At 30.6% G+C, this 18941-nt stretch carries 21 protein-coding genes and 1 tRNA gene; 12 read left to right on the top strand and 10 right to left on the bottom strand.

Annotated features, from left to right (window positions below):
* The first annotated feature begins 50 nt into the window (after nt 1–50).
* Both mscL and B2989_RS13625 read left to right on the top strand, forming a co-directional pair.
* A complete protein-coding gene (gene mscL / locus B2989_RS13630; protein ID WP_292949449.1) occupies nt 51–497 on the top strand; it encodes a large conductance mechanosensitive channel protein MscL in 447 nt (148 codons plus the stop codon).
* A gap of 3 nt (nt 498–500) precedes the next feature.
* Nucleotides 501–650, top strand: a complete 150-nt coding sequence (locus B2989_RS13625) for a hypothetical protein (RefSeq protein WP_186439172.1) — start codon at nt 501–503, stop codon at nt 648–650.
* Nucleotides 651–680: 30 nt separating this feature from the next.
* Here B2989_RS13625 and B2989_RS13620 read toward each other — a convergent pair whose 3' ends face one another.
* Nucleotides 681–1052 (bottom strand): hypothetical protein, encoded by a 372-nt coding sequence (locus B2989_RS13620; protein ID WP_292949445.1) that lies wholly within the window; start codon nt 1050–1052, stop codon nt 681–683.
* Between the two features lie 140 nt (nt 1053–1192).
* On the opposite strand from B2989_RS13620, the gene B2989_RS13615 reads away from it, so the two are divergent.
* The 4 genes from B2989_RS13615 to B2989_RS13600 all read left to right on the top strand — a co-directional run bounded on the left by B2989_RS13615 (nt 1193) and on the right by B2989_RS13600 (nt 4144).
* The gene (locus B2989_RS13615; RefSeq protein WP_292949442.1) at nt 1193–2347 is read left to right on the top strand and encodes a trans-sulfuration enzyme family protein; all 1155 of its coding nucleotides are present in this window, start codon (nt 1193–1195) and stop codon (nt 2345–2347) included.
* A gap of 30 nt (nt 2348–2377) precedes the next feature.
* Nucleotides 2378–3271 (top strand): 23S rRNA (adenine(1618)-N(6))-methyltransferase RlmF, encoded by an 894-nt coding sequence (gene rlmF / locus B2989_RS13610; protein WP_292949439.1) that lies wholly within the window; start codon nt 2378–2380, stop codon nt 3269–3271.
* 3 nt (nt 3272–3274) lie between these two features.
* Complete coding sequence (gene bshB1 / locus B2989_RS13605; RefSeq protein ID WP_292949436.1) at nt 3275–3991, top strand: bacillithiol biosynthesis deacetylase BshB1; 717 nt, start codon at nt 3275–3277, stop codon at nt 3989–3991.
* Nucleotides 3992–4068: 77 nt separating this feature from the next.
* Nucleotides 4069–4144 (top strand) — tRNA-His (locus tag B2989_RS13600).
* 151 nt (nt 4145–4295) lie between these two features.
* Here B2989_RS13600 and B2989_RS13595 read toward each other — a convergent pair.
* The 3 genes from B2989_RS13595 to B2989_RS13585 form a co-directional block, all read right to left on the bottom strand.
* Complete coding sequence (locus B2989_RS13595) at nt 4296–5855, bottom strand: M28 family peptidase (RefSeq protein ID WP_292949433.1); 1560 nt, start codon at nt 5853–5855, stop codon at nt 4296–4298.
* A 309-nt stretch (nt 5856–6164) separates the two neighbouring features.
* Entirely contained in the window at nt 6165–6494 is a 330-nt protein-coding gene (locus B2989_RS13590; protein WP_292949430.1) for an FUSC family protein, read from the bottom strand.
* Nucleotides 6495–6498: 4 nt separating this feature from the next.
* The gene (locus tag B2989_RS13585) at nt 6499–7290 is read right to left on the bottom strand and encodes a DUF3108 domain-containing protein (protein ID WP_292949427.1); all 792 of its coding nucleotides are present in this window, start codon (nt 7288–7290) and stop codon (nt 6499–6501) included.
* Between the two features lie 131 nt (nt 7291–7421).
* Here B2989_RS13585 and B2989_RS13580 point away from each other — a divergent pair, with 131 nt between their 5' ends.
* From B2989_RS13580 to B2989_RS13565, 4 genes are all read left to right on the top strand, one after another.
* Nucleotides 7422–7832: an HYC_CC_PP family protein gene (locus B2989_RS13580; RefSeq protein ID WP_292949424.1), complete on the top strand. Its 411-nt coding sequence runs from the start codon at nt 7422–7424 to the stop codon at nt 7830–7832.
* Nucleotides 7833–7900: 68 nt separating this feature from the next.
* Nucleotides 7901–8632: a heavy-metal-associated domain-containing protein gene (locus B2989_RS13575; RefSeq protein WP_292949421.1), complete on the top strand. Its 732-nt coding sequence runs from the start codon at nt 7901–7903 to the stop codon at nt 8630–8632.
* A 2-nt stretch (nt 8633–8634) separates the two neighbouring features.
* Nucleotides 8635–10869 (top strand): TonB-dependent receptor, encoded by a 2235-nt coding sequence (locus B2989_RS13570; RefSeq protein WP_292949418.1) that lies wholly within the window; start codon nt 8635–8637, stop codon nt 10867–10869.
* Nucleotides 10870–10881: 12 nt separating this feature from the next.
* Nucleotides 10882–11238, top strand: a complete 357-nt coding sequence (locus tag B2989_RS13565; RefSeq protein ID WP_292949415.1) for a heavy-metal-associated domain-containing protein — start codon at nt 10882–10884, stop codon at nt 11236–11238.
* Between the two features lie 75 nt (nt 11239–11313).
* Here the strand turns inward: B2989_RS13565 and B2989_RS13560 are convergent, their stop codons facing one another.
* On the bottom strand, nt 11314–12741 hold the full coding sequence (locus B2989_RS13560) for a hypothetical protein (RefSeq protein ID WP_292949412.1): 1428 nt from the start codon (nt 12739–12741) through the stop codon (nt 11314–11316).
* A gap of 154 nt (nt 12742–12895) precedes the next feature.
* Between B2989_RS13560 and B2989_RS13555 the strand changes: the two genes are divergently transcribed.
* Both B2989_RS13555 and B2989_RS13550 read left to right on the top strand, forming a co-directional pair.
* Complete coding sequence (locus B2989_RS13555; RefSeq protein WP_292949409.1) at nt 12896–14515, top strand: ABC-F family ATP-binding cassette domain-containing protein; 1620 nt, start codon at nt 12896–12898, stop codon at nt 14513–14515.
* A 187-nt stretch (nt 14516–14702) separates the two neighbouring features.
* Entirely contained in the window at nt 14703–15284 is a 582-nt protein-coding gene (locus tag B2989_RS13550) for a fasciclin domain-containing protein (protein WP_414692237.1), read from the top strand.
* Between the two features lie 64 nt (nt 15285–15348).
* Here the strand turns inward: B2989_RS13550 and B2989_RS13545 are convergent, their stop codons facing one another.
* The 5 genes from B2989_RS13545 to pheT form a co-directional block, all read right to left on the bottom strand.
* Nucleotides 15349–15579: a DUF2007 domain-containing protein gene (locus tag B2989_RS13545; protein ID WP_261375284.1), complete on the bottom strand. Its 231-nt coding sequence runs from the start codon at nt 15577–15579 to the stop codon at nt 15349–15351.
* 82 nt (nt 15580–15661) lie between these two features.
* Nucleotides 15662–15859 (bottom strand): hypothetical protein, encoded by a 198-nt coding sequence (locus B2989_RS13540; RefSeq protein WP_292949405.1) that lies wholly within the window; start codon nt 15857–15859, stop codon nt 15662–15664.
* 10 nt (nt 15860–15869) lie between these two features.
* A complete protein-coding gene (locus tag B2989_RS13535) occupies nt 15870–16067 on the bottom strand; it encodes a hypothetical protein (RefSeq protein WP_145001199.1) in 198 nt (65 codons plus the stop codon).
* A 12-nt stretch (nt 16068–16079) separates the two neighbouring features.
* Nucleotides 16080–16280 carry a hypothetical protein gene (locus B2989_RS13530; RefSeq protein ID WP_292949402.1) on the bottom strand — a complete coding sequence of 67 codons (201 nt, stop codon included), beginning with the start codon at nt 16278–16280 and terminating at the stop codon, nt 16080–16082.
* A 2-nt stretch (nt 16281–16282) separates the two neighbouring features.
* A complete protein-coding gene (pheT, locus tag B2989_RS13525; protein ID WP_292949399.1) occupies nt 16283–18712 on the bottom strand; it encodes a phenylalanine--tRNA ligase subunit beta in 2430 nt (809 codons plus the stop codon).
* Between the last annotated feature and the right edge of the window lie 229 nt (nt 18713–18941).

Below are 18941 nucleotides of genomic sequence, written 5' to 3'. Positions count from 1 at the left end.
TATGATTAGAGCTTACAATAAAACAACTAAGGATTAAATAAAGTTTATAGATGAAATTTTTAAGAGAGTTTAAAGAATTTGCTGTAAAAGGCAACATGATGGATATGGCTATAGGTATAATTATAGGTGCATCCTTCAATAAAGTAATTGATGTTTTAGTTAAAAAAGTTTTTTTACCACCATTATCATTATTAACTGATGGTTTAAATTTTCAGAATAAGCGCTATATTTTAAGAAATGAGATTGTAAGCAATGATGGTGTGGTTACTAGTCAAGAAGTAGCTATATATTATGGCGAATTGTTTGAGGTTGTATTAGACTTTTTAATTGTTGGTTTAACGGTATTTATTGTTGTTAAAGCTATGAATAGGTTAAAGGATAAATCACACGACACCAAAAATAAAACAGTTAAAACACCTAAGGATATCGAGTTGTTATCAAGATTATCCGATTTAATGGAAGAGCAAAATGCGCTTTTAAAAGCTTCAAAAAAATAAGATATGCCTAAGCCTAAAGGTCAAAAAAACACAAAAAACAAAGCCAAACACTCTAAGTTAATGGCTAAAAAAATTAATAAAAAGAAAAAGGAGGAAGCCACAAGAAAGGAAAAACTTAAAGCTATTGTAAATAGTCAAATAAATAATAAATAAAAAAGAGCCAATATTAATTGGCTCTTTTTTTTATAATTTGATTAAAGATTTTTCAATATTTAAATCACTTAATATTTTATTCGTAAAACTATAATGTCCTTTAGTTGTAATAATTTTAAAACGATGGTCTTTCATTCTGGTAACTACGTCTAAAAGTCGCCATTTTGTTTTTAATTGTTTTGGTTTTTCGCTTTTTAAGCCTAATTCAAAAAAATATTTTTTCGTACGCTTATAAGCTGTAATGTCAGGTGTGATAACTAAGCTGTTTTTCTTTTTAATAAAAGATTTAGGCGATTCATATCCATCTAAATCCGCTTTAATATTTTCATACCCTAAAAACTTTAAATGTTTAATAGATTGTTTTAAAATGTCTTCGTGTGCTTCTTTGTCTTGTGCTATCATAATCAATAAGATACAAAAAAAAGGGTAGGTTTTAGTTAAAGACTAGTTAAAGCTACTTATTAAGTTTTAATATTAGTAAGCCTAGTATTATATAGTCAATTTTAAAATCAGTAATTTAGTAGTCTTAAAGTGTTAACAAAATGAAATTAGAAAATCAAGGTATAAATACCATTTGTACACATGTTGGTGAAGTGCCAGATGAGCAATTTAAAGGCGCAATATCTCCAATTTATTTATCATCTTCTTATCAATTTATGGATGTAGATGTTAAACGCTACCCAAGGTATTTTAATACTCCCAATCAAGAATATTTGGCCAAAAAAATTGCAGCTTTAGAACATACAGAAACTGCTATGATATTTGGTTCTGGTATGGCAGCTATTAGCCATATGTTTTTAGCGTTTTTAAAATCAGGAGATCATATTGTGGTTCAAAATACCTTATATGGAGGAACATCTAATTTTATTAGAGAAGAATTTCCTAAATTAAATATAGAGTTCACTTTTACAAATGGTTATAAAGTTGAAGACTTTGAAGCAGCAATACAACCAAATACCAAGTTGATTCATATCGAAACACCTTCAAATCCCTTGCTTACCATAACAGACATTAAAGCAATTGCCAATTTAGGTAAACAAAAAAGCATTGTAACAAGTATAGACAATACGTTTGCAAGTCCAGTAAATCAAAATCCAATAGATTTTGGTATTGATTTAGTAATGCACTCGGCAACTAAATATTTTGGAGGTCATAGTGATATTTGTGCAGGAGCAGTAGCAGGAAGTAAAGATCATTTAGATAAAATCTGGAATGTATCTAAAAATTATGGAGGTAGTTTAAGCGATTTTACGGTTTGGATGCTGGAGCGTAGCATGAAAACTATGGGTTTACGTGTAAAAGCACAAACTAAAAATGCTAACAAATTAGCAAAATGGTTAGATAAACAAACATTTGTTAAACAAGTGTATTATCCTGGTTTAAAAAGTCACCCAGAACATAAGTTAGCAAAATCTCAAATGAAGGGTTTTGGAGCTATGTTGTCTTTTGAACTTATAGATAGTATAAATTCTGATCAATTCATGAAGCAATTACAGTTAATTAAAGCTTCTATGAGTTTAGCAGGTATAGAAAGCACAATGTTATCTCCAACACAAACATCACACTCGTTATTAACACCAGAACAGCGTTTAGAAATTGGTATATCAGACGGACTTATTCGTTTTTCTTTAGGAATAGAAGAGGCTAAAGATTTAAAAGCAGATATAAAACAAGCAGTGGAAGCAACCATAAAATAATCAACTCATAACATTTTCAATAAAAATATTTTGCATAAAAAAAACAAACATACCGACGATTACGATTTTGATCAGCTATCATTAGTTTACACGGACTTAGAGCCTTTCATTTTTACAAATGCCAATAACAAAAAAACTATTGATTTTGCTAACCCTAAAGCAGTAAAGGCTTTAAATGCAGCATTATTAAAATCTCATTATGATGTAGTATTTTGGGATTTTCCTGATCACTTTTTGTGTCCTCCAATTCCTGGACGTGTAGATTACATACATCACATTTCAGATTTATTAGAGCGTTCTAAATTAACAGAAAATATAACTGTTATGGACATTGGTATAGGTGCAAACTGTATTTATCCCTTATTAGGTAATGCAGCGTATGATTGGAGTTATATAGGTGTGGATAGTAATGATGACGCCTTAAAAGCTGCTCAAAATATCATTGATAAAAATAACTTACAAGACCAAATTAAACTTAAAAAACAAAATGACGACGCACATGTGTTGACAGGTGTTTTAAGTGAAACAGATAAGGTAACAGTAACCATGTGTAATCCTCCATTTTTTAAAAATGAAGCTGATGCATTAAAGGCTACAACAAGTAAACTAAAAGGACTTGGAAAGCCCACAGACCAAATGGTCAGAAACTTTGCTGGACAAGCACATGAATTATGGTACAAAGGTGGAGAAAAAGCTTTTTTGCATAATTATTTATACGAAAGCTCTTTATTAAAAACTGCAAGTTTTTGGTACACAAGTTTAGTGTCTAACAAGGATAATGTAAAAACAATAAACCAATCACTTAAAAAGTTAGGTGCTACAGCTGTTTTAACAATTGGAATGAATATTGGAAACAAAAAAAGTAGAATTGTTGCTTGGACATTTTTAGATGAACAACAAAAAGAAGATTGGAATAAAAATTAATTTATGAAAGTAGATATACTAGCATTTGGTGCACATCCAGATGATGTAGAGTTAGGCGCAGGAGCTACAATAGCAAAAGAGGTCGCTAACGGTAAAACTGTAGCTATCGTTGACTTAACTAAAGGAGAGTTAGGAACACGTGGTACAGAGTTGACCAGAAAGGAAGAAGCAGAAGAGGCTAAAAATATATTAGGAGTAGCTTACCGAGAAAATCTGGGTTTTGCAGATGGTTTTTTTGTTAACGACAAACACCACCAACTAGAAATTATAAAAATGATACGAAAGTATCAACCAGAGATTATATTATGCAATGCAATTGATGATAGACACATTGATCATGGAAAAGGGAGTAAGTTAGTTAGTGACGCTTGTTTTTTAAGTGGTTTAATTAAAATTGAAACTATAGTTGATGGTATGCCTCAAAAACAATGGAGACCAAAGCAAGTTTACCATTACATACAATGGAAAAATATAGAACCAGATTTTGTTGTAGACGTCTCAGATTACATGGATGTTAAGATGAAAAGTGTATTAGCCTATAAAACTCAGTTTTTTGATCCTAATAGTAAAGAACCAGAAACACCTATTTCTAGCAAAAACTTTACAGATAGCGTAAAATATAGAGCAAATGATTTAGGAAGACTAATAAATGTTGATTACGCAGAAGGCTATAATGTAGAGCGTTACGTCGCTGTGGAAAGTTTATTTGATTTAAAGTGAAAAAATTTTAAAAAAAAGGTTTGGAATAACTACTAAATAAATTACCTTTGCACACGCATTATTAAATGTGCACAAATGGTGGTTGTAGCTCAGCTGGTTAGAGCGTCGGTTTGTGGTACCGAAAGTCGCCGGTTCGAACCCGGTCTTCCACCCAAAAGCAAAAAGCTTCTCTAAATATAGAGAAGCTTTTTTTGTGCTTTTTATTTTAAATAAAAGTAAATGTGTTTAGACTTTTATAATTAATAACTTCAAAATATAATAGATAAAAAAAAGTCCTGTAATTTTACAGGACTTTTTTATGTTGTTATTCAGCTTTATCAACTATAATTCTTGATGGTCTATTGGCTAGTTCCCAAGCAGTATAAAATACTAATCGGGTTCTGTTTTCTAATAGATCGTATTCTATCTTATCTGGCGTATCACTTGGTCTGTGGTAATCATCGTGCGTTCCGTTAAAATAAAATATAACTGGAATATTATTTTTAGCAAAATTATAATGATCAGATCTGTAGTAAAATCTGTTAGGATCATTATCATCATTATAAGTATAATCTAATTCTACCTTAGCATACTTTGTATTCATCTCTTCAGAGATCTCATGAAGCTCTGTGCTTAATTTATCACTACCAATTAAGTAGATGTAATTACGGTCTCCTGTTTTACGTTTAGGGTCAACACGACCAATCATATCTATATTTAAATTAGCAACAGTGTTGGCTAATGGAAAAATAGGATCGTTATCTGTATAATGCTGACTTCCTAATAAGCCTTTTTCTTCACCAGTTACATTTAAAAATACTATAGATCGTTTTGGACCATGTCCATCTTTTTTAGCTTTAGCAAAAGCTTCTGCAATTTCTAAGATAGCTACAGTACCTGAACCATCATCATCTGCACCATTATAAACTTCTCCATCTTTTACACCTTCGTGGTCTAAGTGAGCAGAAACCACAATATACTCATCTGGTTTTTCCGTACCTCTAATTATAGCAGCAACATTCTCAGAAGATAAATCTTGAGAGTTATTAGTAAAGTCTAAATCTAAGTTAGCTTTAACTAACTTATTTTTAAATGAAGCATCAAATGTTCTTACATCTTCATTAAAAATAGCTTTAGTCGTTTCAGTATTGACTAAAAAGTAAAACATGTCTTTATCATTGCCAGCTAAAGTCATTCTACCACTAGAAGCTCCAAAACGTAGTGCAGCCATAGCAAAGACTTCTGGATTATAATATAAAACAGCTTTTGCTCCTTTTTTTTCAGCTAAATCACGTTTTAATGCAAATTCTTGTCTAAAATTAGACCAATTTGAAGACTCTTTAGTTCCTGATATTACATATGTACCATCACTGTTTTTAGGTTCTCCGCTTACAAAAAAGACAACTTTACCTTTTATGTCTATGTTGTCGTAGTTAGAAAATTTATCATCTTCTATACCGTAACCTAAATTTACAATTTCAGTAGCTTTTAATTTACTTGTTTCCATTGGGTTGATAGAAACAAAATCTTCTAAATTTTTTAATGACTTTTCATTAATAGTTAATGCAACATCTGGCTTAGATTGCACCTTTAACGGTACATCTTGAAAATAGTTTCCATCGCTTTTTGCAGCCGGAACACCATATTTAATGTAATGTTCTTTTAAAAAGTTGATTGCTTTTTTCTGTCCTTCAGCACCAGTTTCTCTACCTTCAAATTCATCAGATGCAAAAGTGTACAATGATGTTTTTAGGTCTTCTTGTGTGATTGTTTGTCCGTAGACAACAGGATCTACAATTTTAGTGCTTGTTTCGCTGCCTTTTTGAGAGCTTCCACAGGCCACAAATAATAAACTTAATGTGGCGATTGAGAATGTTGATTTCATTAATAATAAATGATTTAAGTAGTTATACCTTCAAAAATACAAGAAAAATTAACTTAATATTAAGTTTACCTTGATTTTAAGATATAATTAGGAAACTATAAATCGTCAGGTTTTACAAAGTTGACTTGCTTATTTTGCAAATGTCAGTTTTTCTAAAAATTAATGGAATAGGCTTTTTTGATTACAGGCTAGCGGTATATTTTACACTTAATATGTAAGTGGATAATATTTAATTATTAGTGTTTTTATTAGCTGGATTTATATTCATTTAACATTTTAAATCAAATGGAATTAATCTAATGTTTTTACTTAATCAATAATGATTAAATCTTCTAATTCTTCTTTAGCTTCTTCTTGTCTTTGTTGTTCAAGTTCTTTCAACTCTTTAGTGTCTCCGACTTCTTTAACACTAAAAATAGATTTATAGGTTGCAAGTGCTAGAGCAATTATAGTTATTAAAAAAACAACTTGTATGACATGTGTCGGTTCTTGATTTTTCTTGGATTTAAAAAATGCTAATAGTCCAAAAGAAAGAGCAAGGATAGCTGGAATAAACGATAATTTATATAGTGGTAAAACTGAAAGAATTACAGCCAATACAGCAAAAATTAATCCTAATATTATACTTATTTTTCTCATGTTATTAGTTTTTTAATCCAGTCGCAGATTTTATTTTTAACTCACCACTTCCAACTGCTATTTTAAATTTAGCATACACAGGTATTTTGTTGTCGTCAGCAGTTAACCAAAGTAAATTGGCATTATTTCCTTTTAAAAAGTTGTTACCAGCAACGCTAATGGCTAGTTTATAACATTCTTTTTTACCAATAGCAGTATTAATAGTTTCTTTAGCTAGCAAAGTAAAGCTAAGTTTGGTCATTTTATTATCAAATAAGACTGTAAAAGAGTCTGAAGCACCTATTGGAGCTTTATTAATATCTAATGTTCTAATTTTATAAATCGTAGAGACAATATCTCTAGTATTTCCATTTATTTTTACATTATTATTTTGATCCCAAAAACCTGTTTTAGTTTTTTTAGTCTTTTTTCTAATTAAGCTTTCTACAAGATTAGCTTTATGGTTGTACTTATACTTCACAAATTTGTAATAACCACCTTCATTAATCTCTCTGTTATATAAATACGGAGTAACTGTTCTAGGGTTTACATAGCTTTCATATAAATCTCTAATTTTAAAATAACTATCAAAATCACTATAGGTAGTGGCAGTACATTTTAAATGTAATAAAGTTGCGCTACTAGTCTTCATTTCGCTAGTTTCCATCTTAACTTCTGCTATATCTGTTAATATTCCAGACATATTGTAAGAGGCAGCAAAAGTTAATTTTTCTCCAGCTTTAAAAGCTTTATTATCTTGAGCTTGCAAAAAACTAAAGGTTACAAGTGCTAGTAATACTGTTAATTTAAATTTCATAAAAAGGTTATTTATTTGTCAAAGATATAACTTAACATTAATTGTGCCGAAATTATTGTCCTAATTTAATATAGTTGTTAAACCTTTTGAAAACCATGCTACTGTATTATTCAATTTTGTACTTTTGTGTCGTGATAAAAAAAGCGTTACATAAAATAGGATCTGCATTAATGGCATTAGTGGTGTTGTTGTCAACATTGTCTTTTACTGTTGAAAGTCATTACTGCGGAGATCATTTAGTAGATGTTGCTGTTTTTACCAAAGCAAAAAAATGCGGTACTCCTGTGGATACTGACAAAAACGTGGTTTTAAAAAAATCATGTTGTAAGGATGTTGTAAAAATTATTAAAGGTCAAGACAAACTAAAGTTAAATAGTTTTAACGATTTAGATGTTGCTAATCAATTTTTGATAACCTCTTTTGTTTTTACTTACTTTCATCTGTTTGAAAGTCTTCCAAAACAAATCATTCCGCATAAAAATTATTCTCCACCCAACTTGGTTATAGATTACCAGGTACTTCATGACGTATTTGTTATTTGATAAAAGGCTTTAATTATTTCGCTTACGCGGAAATTATTTAAAGTTAATTTTATTAAATCATATTTATAATGACACATATTTATACAGTTACAGGTATGACCTGTAATGGTTGTAAAGCTTCGGTAGAGAAGTCTTTACAATCTTTAAAAGCAGTTGTAGATGTTTCAGTTAATTTAGAGCAATCTAAGGCTGAAATAGACATGACTGAACATATTTCAATTAAACAATTACAAGACGTACTATCAGATAAATTTCAAATAAGCGAAGTAAATACTTCTAAAAACCTATTTGATTCTGTTGCTAGTGATCAACATGATCAAAGTCAATTAAGACAACTGTTTCCCTTGTTTTTAATCTTTGGTTATATAACAACTGTTGCTGTTTTACTAAATCTTAAAGCTTGGGAATTGTCTAACTTTATGTTAGATTTTATGGGCTTATTTTATTTTGTATTTAGTTTTTTTAAATTCTTAGACTTAAAAGGGTTTCCTGAAAGTTTTAAAATGTACGACCCATTAGCTAAGGCTATTCCTAAGTATGGTTTAGTTTATCCATTTATCGAGCTGATTTTAGGTTTGTTATTTATTGCTAGAATTCAGATTCCGTTAGCCTTAATTATCACAATAGTTATTTTAGGTATCACAACGTTTGGTGTAATTAAAACTTTGCTAGATAAAAAAACTATTCAATGTGCTTGCTTAGGGACAACGCTTAAACTACCAATGACCAAAGCGACCTTTATAGAAAACACCATTATGATACTAATGGCAGTTTGGATGTTAATTAAAATCTATAATTAGTTATGAAAAAATTATTGATATTATTTAGCTTTTTTCCAATACTGCTAATCGCACAAGACAACTTAACAGGTACCATTTATGACGCTAGTCAAGGTGATGCAAAACAACCTTTATTTGGTGCTAATCTAATTTGGTCTGGAACTAGTGTTGGTACAGCTACAGATATTGATGGTAATTTTAGTTTGCCATTTGTAGAGAGTACTAATGATTTGATAATAAGTTATGTTGGGTTTAAATCTGACACACTAACTATAACGTCTTCAAATTCAATTAAACATGTGTTAGAACCTACCAACAACCTTGATGAAGTTTTTGTGCAATCCAGAAAGGTAGCGACTTCAAGATCTTATTTAAAAGCTCAAAACACACTATTGGTAAGTAGCGACGAGCTTTTAAAAGCTGCTTGTTGTAACCTGTCGGAAAGCTTTGAAACTAATCCATCCATTGATGTCAATTTTAGTGATGCTGTTACAGGTACCAAACAAATAAAAATGCTAGGTCTTTCTAGTCCTTATATATTAATTGCTACAGAAAATATTCCTGCAATTAGAGGTGCTTCTCAAGCTTTTGGTCTTAGTTTTATTCCTGGTACTTGGGTTGAAAGTATTCAAATTACTAAAGGCGCAGGAAGTGTGGTTAATGGATTTGAAAGTATTGCTGGTCAGATTAATGCCGAGTTAGTGAAGCCTTCAACAGACAATAAATTTTTTGTTAATTTATATGGTGCAAGTAGCACACGATTAGAATTAAACACGCATTTTAATACTAAAATTAGTGATAAAGTTAGTACTGGTTTGTATTTGCATGGTAATACACATCAAGAAAAACATGATGTAAACAACGACGGATTTTTAGACATGCCTTTATATAATCAGGTAAATGTTATGAATCGCTGGCAATATACTAATCCAGAAAAAGGGTTAGTAACATTTGTTAATTTAAGGTATTTGGATGATAGTAAACAGTCAGGTCAACTTGACTTTAATCCTGATACAGATAAACTAACCACTAATGCTTGGGGAAGCGAGATAGATACAAAACGCTATGAGATTTCTACTAAGTTAGGATATGTAAACCCAGAAATACCTTGGCAAAGTTTAGGTGTACAATTTGCTTTTAGTAATCATAAACAAGAATCTTATTTTGGTTTAAATGAATATAATATTGAGCATACCAGCATATATTCTAACATTATTTATAACTCAATTATAGACGACTCTAGGCACAAGATTAAAACTGGTATAAATTACACTTATGATGATTACAATGAGTTTGCTATTCAGCAAGATTTTGAAAGAACTGAACGTTCTTTTGGTGGGTTTTTTGAATATTCGTTTGACGATTTAGAATACTTTACCATGACAGCAGGCCTGCGTGTGGATACTCATAATTTGTTAGGCGAGTTTATTACACCAAGATTACACATGCGATATTCACCTTGGAGTAAGTCTGCAATCAGAGCCTCTGTAGGTAGAGGTAAGCGTAGTGCTAATATATTTACTGAAAATCAAAATTTATTTGCCTCTTCACGTGAATTTTCAATTTTAAATACCAATGGAACCATTTATGGTTTAGACCCAGAAATAGCATGGAACTATGGTGTGTCTTATTTACAAGGGTTTAACCTTTTTGGAAGACAAGCCGATGTGACTTTAGATTTTTACCGTACAGATTTTCAAAATCAAGTTGTTGTTGATTTAGAGAATAGTCAAGAAGTAAATTTTTATAATTTAGAAGGAGATAGCTATGCTAATAGTTTTCAGGCCGAATTTAACTATAACGTATTTGAGCATTTTAATTTAAGGACTGCTTATAAATACTACGATGTAAAAACACAGTATAAATCAGGAAAGTTAATTAAGCCACTTACACCTAAACATAGGTTGTTTGCTAACGCTTCGTATGAAACCATAATTAAAAATAATAGTAACTGGAAGTTTGATTTAACCTATAACTGGTTAAGCGAGCAAAGGTTTCCTTCAACATTAAATAATCCTATTCAATATAAAATAGACGATTATTCTAAGTCAATCGGAACTTTAAACGCACAAATAACTAGAGTGTTTTCGCCAAAATTCGAAGTATATTTAGGAGGAGAAAACATTACAAATTTAAGACAGGATAACCCTATAGTTAGTGCAGACAATCCATTTAGAACAAGTTTTGATACCAACTTTGTATATGGACCAATATTTGGTAGTATGTATTATGCAGGATTAAGATATAAATTAAAATAAAACCAATATAAAATGAAAAAACTAGTATTAGTATTAATAATGATTGCATCAACAGTAAGTTTTGCACAAGACAAAAACAAAAGAGAAAGTTTAGAAGTTGATGGTGTTTGCATGATGTGCAAATCAAGAATCGAAAAAGCATGTTTTAAAACCAAAGGTGTTAAAAGTGCTATTTGGGATGTAGATACGCACGAGTTAAAATTAATTTTTGACGAAAATAAAACAAGTTTAAAAACCATCGAGCAAAATGTATTAGCTGTAGGTCATGATACAAAAGACTTTAAAGCAACAGACGAAGCTTATGGCTCTGTACATGATTGTTGTAAATACAGGGATGAAGAGGTTAAGGATGATCACAAAAATGATTAATCATAAGTAATTGAAATAAAAAAAACGCCTGCTAATTGCAGGCGTTTTTTATTACTTATTTAGTAATGTATAATTTTACTTATTAATTAAACCTAGTAACTCAGTTTCCATCATAACATCAAACATATTAGCTTTAGGGTTAACAATTATAGCATTTTTGTCTACTATAAATATTTTGTTAACGGGTTTAAGTGATAAAAGTTCAATTGCATCCTCAACATTTTCAAAATGATACTCATTGGTCAAGCTAAAGTTATTACGTCGTAAAATTTCTGCTTGCTCTCTGCTGCTTATTTTATTAATAGAAATAGCAATAATATCAAACTCAGGGTATTTTTTTTGAAGATCGTTTGCACGCTCATGAGAAACTTTTAAGTGATATCTATCTTTAGCATCCCAAAAGTAAATGATGGATGGTTTAGTAATAATATCCTTTAAGTGTTTAGTTTCTTCATTTTTATTAATCACCATTAAATCAGGGATTACTTGACCTGGTTTTAAAAGTTTATAAGAGTTGACTAGCTTAGTCGCTTTAAATTTTTGTTCATTATTAGTGCTTTTTGCTTGAAACGATTTTAATAACGTATCATAATCATCTACGCTTTTTGAAGCATTAATAAACTTAATCATGTTGTAATATAACAATCTGTTTTTAATAAAGGTGTCAGATACCTTTTGCTCTATTAATGATAGCTTATCTAAATTATAATCTAAAGATTGGTTGTTGTAAGTATCGTCTTGAGAGTGTTTAAAGTGCTCTTGTAAGGCTATGTTGTTAAAATGAAACCTTAAAAAGGATACATAAGGTCTGTAATCTTTTAATAGCTTGTTGTTATAATCAATATCAGATCTAAAGTCAAAAAAGTCACTTGGTAGATTATTAAAAATAGCTTCTTCATTTTGGCTATAATTAATAAACGGATAGGCTTCTTTACTATAATAATAATTGTAATCTATATTGGCTCTAGCATAAGCATCAAAAAGCTCAGTAGTTTTATGCTTGTCATTAAATTTGGAAAGCTTTTCTAATTTAGCCTCTCTTATTTTTGAAAGCTTAGCTTCAAATGCTTTAGGTTCTAATTGACTTATTTTTAAAATTTCTTGTTCTTGTTGTTCTGTTTCTAAAAACAAATCCATCAGGTAATTGTTTTCCTTTTCTCCAATACCATTAAAAACTAAAGACTCATCAAATTCCTTAGTATTAACTCTTACCATAATACTATCTAGAGGCTGTATTAAAAAGGACTGAGACTCTTTACCATCGTAAAAACTAAATAGTCCAGGCTCAAAGTCATTAAAAACATATTTAAAACGATTATTACTATCTAAAAACACCGTATCAATAATCTCAGAAGATTTAAAAATGATAATATAATTGGTGCTTGGGTTAATAATTTCGCCTCCAAAAAATGCAGTATTGTCCTTTAATGTCTTCTTATCTTTTTTACAAGAAAACATGACGCTAGAGCAAAGTAAAAGATAAATAAATAGTCTTGTATACATATGGTAATTAATAAGGGCAAAAAATTTTACAAACAAAAATATGTTTTGCGAAAGAGTTCTCGTGTTAAGGCGTTGTTAAAACTTATTAAAGACTGAATGTATATGGCTATTTGATGTTAATTTTCTACTTTTGCACAAAATTAAAATTCAAGATATGTTATCAGTATCAAATTTATCAGTTCAATTCGGTAAGCGTGTGCTTTTTGATGAAGTTAGTACCACTTTTAATAATGGAAATTGTTATGGTATTATAGGAGCCAATGGAGCTGGAAAATCTACATTTTTAAAAATTATTTCTGGACAGATGGAGCCGACTTCGGGTCAGGTACATTTAGAAGCAGGAAAACGTATGTCGGTTTTAACACAAGACCACAATAAACATGACGAAGACACTGTTTTAGAAACAATATTAAAAGGTAATAAAGCCCTTTATAAAATAAAGACAGAAATTGACGCATTGTATGCAGACTATACAGATGAAAACGCTGAGAGAATAGGAGAGCTGCAAGTGCAATTTGAAGAAATGAATGGTTGGAATGCAGATAGTGATGCTGCAGCAATGCTATCTAATCTAGGTATAAAAGAAGAGTTTCATTACACATTAATGGGTGATTTGGACGGAAAACAAAAAGTACGTGTGTTATTAGCGCAAGCACTTTTTGGAAATCCTGATGTCCTTATTATGGATGAGCCTACCAATGATTTGGATTACGAAACCATTGCTTGGCTAGAAAACTTTTTAGCTAATTATGATAACTGTGTTATTGTGGTCTCTCACGATAGACACTTTTTAGATGCGGTTTGTACACATATTAGTGATATTGACTTTGGAAAAATTAATCATTTTTCTGGTAATTATACCTTCTGGTATGAATCCTCTCAATTAGCAGCAAGACAACATGCACAGCAAAACAAAAAAGCTGAAGAGAAGAAAAAAGAATTAGAAGATTTTATCCGTCGTTTTTCTGCTAACGTAGCAAAAAGTAAGCAAGCTACAAGTAGAAAAAAAATGATTGATAAACTTAATATAGATGAAATTAGAAGAACCAGTCGTCGTTATCCTGCCATAATTTTTGACAGAGATAGAGAAGCTGGTGATCAAATTTTAAATGTCGAAGGTTTAGCAGCATCAATTGATGATGAAGTGTTATTTAAAAATGTAGATTTAAATCTACAAAAAGGAGATAAAGTAGTCGTATTTTCTAGAGATTCTAGAGCAACTACTGCGTTTTACGAAATTTTAAATAACAATCTAAAAGCAGATGCAGGTAAATTTGATTGGGGAGTTACAACGACACAATCATACCTTCCATTGGATAATAGTAAGTTTTTTGAAAGTACAGACATGACTTTAGTCGATTGGCTAAGACAATGGGCTCAAACAGAAGAAGAACGTGAAGAGGTACATATTAGAGGGTTTTTAGGGAAAATGATTTTTAGTGGAGAAGAAGCCTTAAAAAAATGTAATGTACTATCTGGAGGAGAAAAAGTACGTTGTATGTTATCTAGAATGATGATGACTAGAGCTAACGTATTACAATTAGACGAACCAACAAACCACTTGGATTTAGAGAGTATTACAGCGTTTAATAATTCGCTTAAAAACTTTAAAGGGACTGTTTTATTTACAACTCATGACCACGAGTTTGCACAAACAGTAGCTAATAGAGTAGTAGAATTAACACCAAACGGAGTAATTGATAGATATTCTACGTTTGATGATTATATGCAAGACAAAAAAATAAAAGAACTAAGAGACCAAATGTACGCTTAGTAATTTTAAAATTTTATTTACATCTTTAAAAGCCTTCAGATCTCTCTGAAGGCTTTTTTTATTGGTCTTTTTTCATATTTATGAATCAATAGTTTTAGTTAATCATGTGTTAAATAGAAAAATTTAAAAACCGACATTTAAGTTCTCTCGTAAATAGACCGAACTTAAAAACCAAAACAATAAAATTATGAAAACAGTAAAATTATCAAAAATCGTATTAGGACTTAGTGTAATGCTTGTAGCAAATTTAGGTTTAGCTCAAGACAAAAAAATGATGAAAGAAGACACTAAAATGGTTGGAGGAGCAGAGATGTATCCATCAAAAAATATTGTAGAGAATGCAGTAAACTCAAAAGATCACACAACGTTAGTTGCAGCAGTTAAGGCAGCAGAATTAGTTGATGTTTTACAAAGTGAAGGACCTTTTACGGTTTTTGCACCAACAAACGCAGCATTTGACAAGTTACCAATGGGAACAGTTGAAACCTTATTAAAACCAGAAAATAAAGAGCAATTACAAACAGTATTAAAATATCACGTTGTTGCTGGAAAGTGGAATGCTAAAGAAATTTTAAACTTAATTGAAAAAGGAGATGGTAAAGCGGTTATTAACACTGTATCTGGTGGCACTTTAACTGCATGGAAAAAAGGAAAAGATGTTTATGTAACAGATGAAAACGGAAACTCTGCCAAAGTTACTATTGCAGATGTAAATCAATCAAACGGAGTAATACACGTTGTTGATTCGGTTTTATTACCAAAAGCATAATACAAACGTATTTGAATAGTCTAAAAAAACCTCTTCATTCTTTACAGAATAGAAGAGGTTTTTTTTATGCTTTAGTTTCTGCTTTTACAGCTTCAACAATGGATAGTGCTTTACTAAGTTCAGATTCGTGAACAAATACTTCAGGTACTCGTGGTATATCGTGTACAAAACCACCTAGTCGACCAGATTCATTTTCGTCTTTAATAATTGGATTTATTCCAATATCTTCTAATCTGGTTTTTATTAATTGTACGATTATAAAGTTACCTTCAAAAATTTTTATATAGTCTGTCATAATTTTGAATTTAAGTTGTTACTTAAATATACAAAAAAATAAAGGAAGTCTATAGGTCTTTAAAAATTATAGTTTTGTTAAATTATTCTATATTTTTAATTGTAAAATACTTGTATAAACTGTAACCACCTGATCCTATAAAGGCTATTGCTATTATTAATCTAATAGTGTTAGATGTTAGATTTCCATTTAAGTGTTGGTAAATTCTAAATAGACCATAGGCAATAAACACTATGCCTAAAATTAAATTCAAAATATTATTTTTTGGTTGAGGTTTCATGGGTAGCTAATTAGTCTTGTTTTTTTAATTGCGTATAATTATATAGTGCATAAATACCATAACCTATAGCAGCAACAGCAATGGCTAGCCTAAACGAGCTTAATGTTGGATTAGCATTAAAATGTTGGTATAATCTAAAGCACCCAAATCCTATTAATAATAGTCCTGTAAATAAATTATAAAGTTTATTGTTTTTTAACGATTCCATATTTAGATCTGTTTACGCTTGTTTGTCTTTTGTGTTTTTTATGTAAGTGTAAATTGCATATCCACCATAACCAAAAAACACCAATGCAATAATTAATTTTACTAGATTAAAAGCAGCTTCATTAAAAAATTGATACAGTCTATAAAATGCATAAGCTAAAAAAACTAGTCCTGATATTAGAAAAGATACATTCTTTTTAAAAATAGAAGCCATAATTATCTTAACTCTGCACCAAGTTGTTTTTCAAAATTGTTTTGTAGCTTGTTCATTATTTTATCAACTACTTTATCCGTAAGCGTTTGTCTCTCGTCCATAAATGTAAAGCTAACAGCATAACTTTTTTTACCTTCTGGTAAGTTTTTACCTTGGTAAACATCAAATAAATTTACTTTTTTAAGTAATTGTTTTTCTGTTTTTTTAGCGATTGCTTGTAGGCTATCAAAGGTTACGTTTTGATCTAACAGTAATGCAAAATCACGTCTTACTTCTGGGTATTTAGGTATTGCTGTAAACTTAATTTTGTTACGTTTAGCAACCTCTATAATAGTATCCCAATTAAAATCGGCATAAAATACATCTTGAGTTATATCAAAATGCTTAGCTATTTTAGATTTTAATACACCAAAGTTTACTAAGGTATCACGTCCTATGCTAAGCTGCAACCCTTCGGAAAACACATCATTTGTCGTAGCGCTTTCTTGGTAGCGTGTAATTCCTAGACGCTCTAAAACACTAGCAATAACTCCTTTAAGGTAAAAGAAGTTGGTTTTTACTTGTGGCGCATTTGACCAGTTTTCTTCGGTTTTAAATCCAGTAACTAGTAATGATAAGTGTTTATATTCTTCGCGTGTACCATTATAGTCGTGATAGGTTTTACCAAATTCAAAAAACTTTAAATTAGTTTGACGTCTATTAATGTTGTGACTTAAAGCTTCTAATCCAGAAAAAAGTAAGGTTTGACGCATAACTCCTAAATCTTGACTTAAAGGGTTTAGCATCTCTACATTATCCTCTGCTTTTAACTGTTCTGTTAGTTTTAAATAGTTTGCACTTGTTAAAGAGTTTGCCATAATCTCAAACCAGCCTTGAGCTGCTAATTGATTACCAACAACGTTTTGTAGTTTATAGTCTTCAAATCTTGAAGCATTAGATATTGAGGCATTTAGTTTAGAGCTAGTCTCAATATTATTATAACCATAGACTCTTAAAATCTCTTCTATAACGTCAGCTTCACGTGTAACATCATTTCTAAAAGCAGGTATAGTTAGACCTAATCCAGTTTCTGTTACACTATTAATTTTAATATCTAAAGAGGTTAGGATTGATTTTATAGTTTCGGTAGGTATTTCTTGACCAATAAGTTTGGTTACTTTATCAAAACTTAATCTAACCTGAAAGTCTTCAATTTTATTAGGATAAATATCTGCAATATCACTAGTAATTTCTCCTCCAGCAATCTCTTGGATTAGTAGTGCAGCACGTTTTAAAGCATATTCTGTTATTTTTGGATCAATACCACGTTCAAACCTAAAGGATGCATCTGTGTTTAATCCATGACGTTTTGCAGTTTTACGCACACTTACAGGGTTAAAGTAAGCACTTTCTAAAAAGATGTTTGTTGTATGCTCTGTAACTCCACTATCTATACCTCCAAAAACTCCTGCGATACACATAGGTTTTTCGGCATTACAAATCATTAAATCATCTTCATGTAATTCACGCTCTACGCCATCTAAAGTGGTAAATTTAGTGCCTGTTGGTAATGTTTTAACTTCAACTTTATTTCCGGTAATTTTACTAGCATCAAAAGCGTGTAATGGTTGACCTAAATCGTGCAATACGTAGTTTGTAATATCTACCACGTTATTAATAGGTGACAAACCAATAGCTTTTAATCTGTTTTGTAACCATTCTGGAGAGGTTTCTACCTTAAGACCAGATATGGTCACACCACAATATCTTGGTGCTAATTCTTTATTTAATACGTCAACATCAATTTTAAGTGTTCTGCTATCTACATGGTATGCACTAACGCTAGGTGTAATTAATTCGACATTTATTCCTTTTTGTTGTAATCCAGCTTTTAAATCACGAGCAGTTCCAAAGTGGCTCATTGCATCTGCACGATTAGGTGTTAATCCAATTTCAAAAACTTGATCATTTTCTACTTCAAACAAATCAGCACAAGGTGTGCCAACGACAGTGTCTTCTGGTAAAACTAAAATTCCGTCATGAGATTTTCCTAAGCCTAACTCGTCCTCTGCACAAATCATTCCGTGACTTTCCTCTCCTCTAATTTTACCTTTTTTTATGGTCCAAGCTTCACCTTCTTCAGTATATAAAGTAGTTCCTATAGTTGCAACAGGTACTTTTTGTCCAGCAGCTACGTTAGGAGCACCACATACAATTTGCACAGGTTGATCTTGCCCTATATTAACAGTAGTTACTTTTAGTTTGTCTGCATTGCTATGTTGTACGCAAGTTAAAACCTCACCAACAACAACACCTTCTAAACCTCCTTTAACGCTTTGGTATAGGTCTAAGCCTTCAACTTCTAAACCTAAATCTGTAAGTAATTCGCTAGTTTGTTCTGGAGTCCAATCAATTTTTATAAATTGTTTAATCCAGTTGTAAGAAATCTTCATTTGTATACTAATTAAGTGCACAAATATAACAATACTTAGTAGTTTTAAGGATTTAAAAAACAGCTTTTATTTCATTTTTAAAGCATTTTTTTAGGACAAATTGCAGATACAGAAAATTGTTATGGTTTTATGTCGAAAAAACATGGCGTTTTATCCGTAATTTAAATAAAAGACATATACTTAAAAATCTAATTAGGCTTTTATTACCGTATATTAGATAGATATTAAT

The sequence above is a fragment of the Olleya sp. UBA1516 genome (assembly GCF_002323495.1).
In the GTDB taxonomy this organism is placed as follows: domain Bacteria; phylum Bacteroidota; class Bacteroidia; order Flavobacteriales; family Flavobacteriaceae; genus Olleya.
This window is presented reverse-complemented; position numbering and strand designations above follow the sequence as displayed.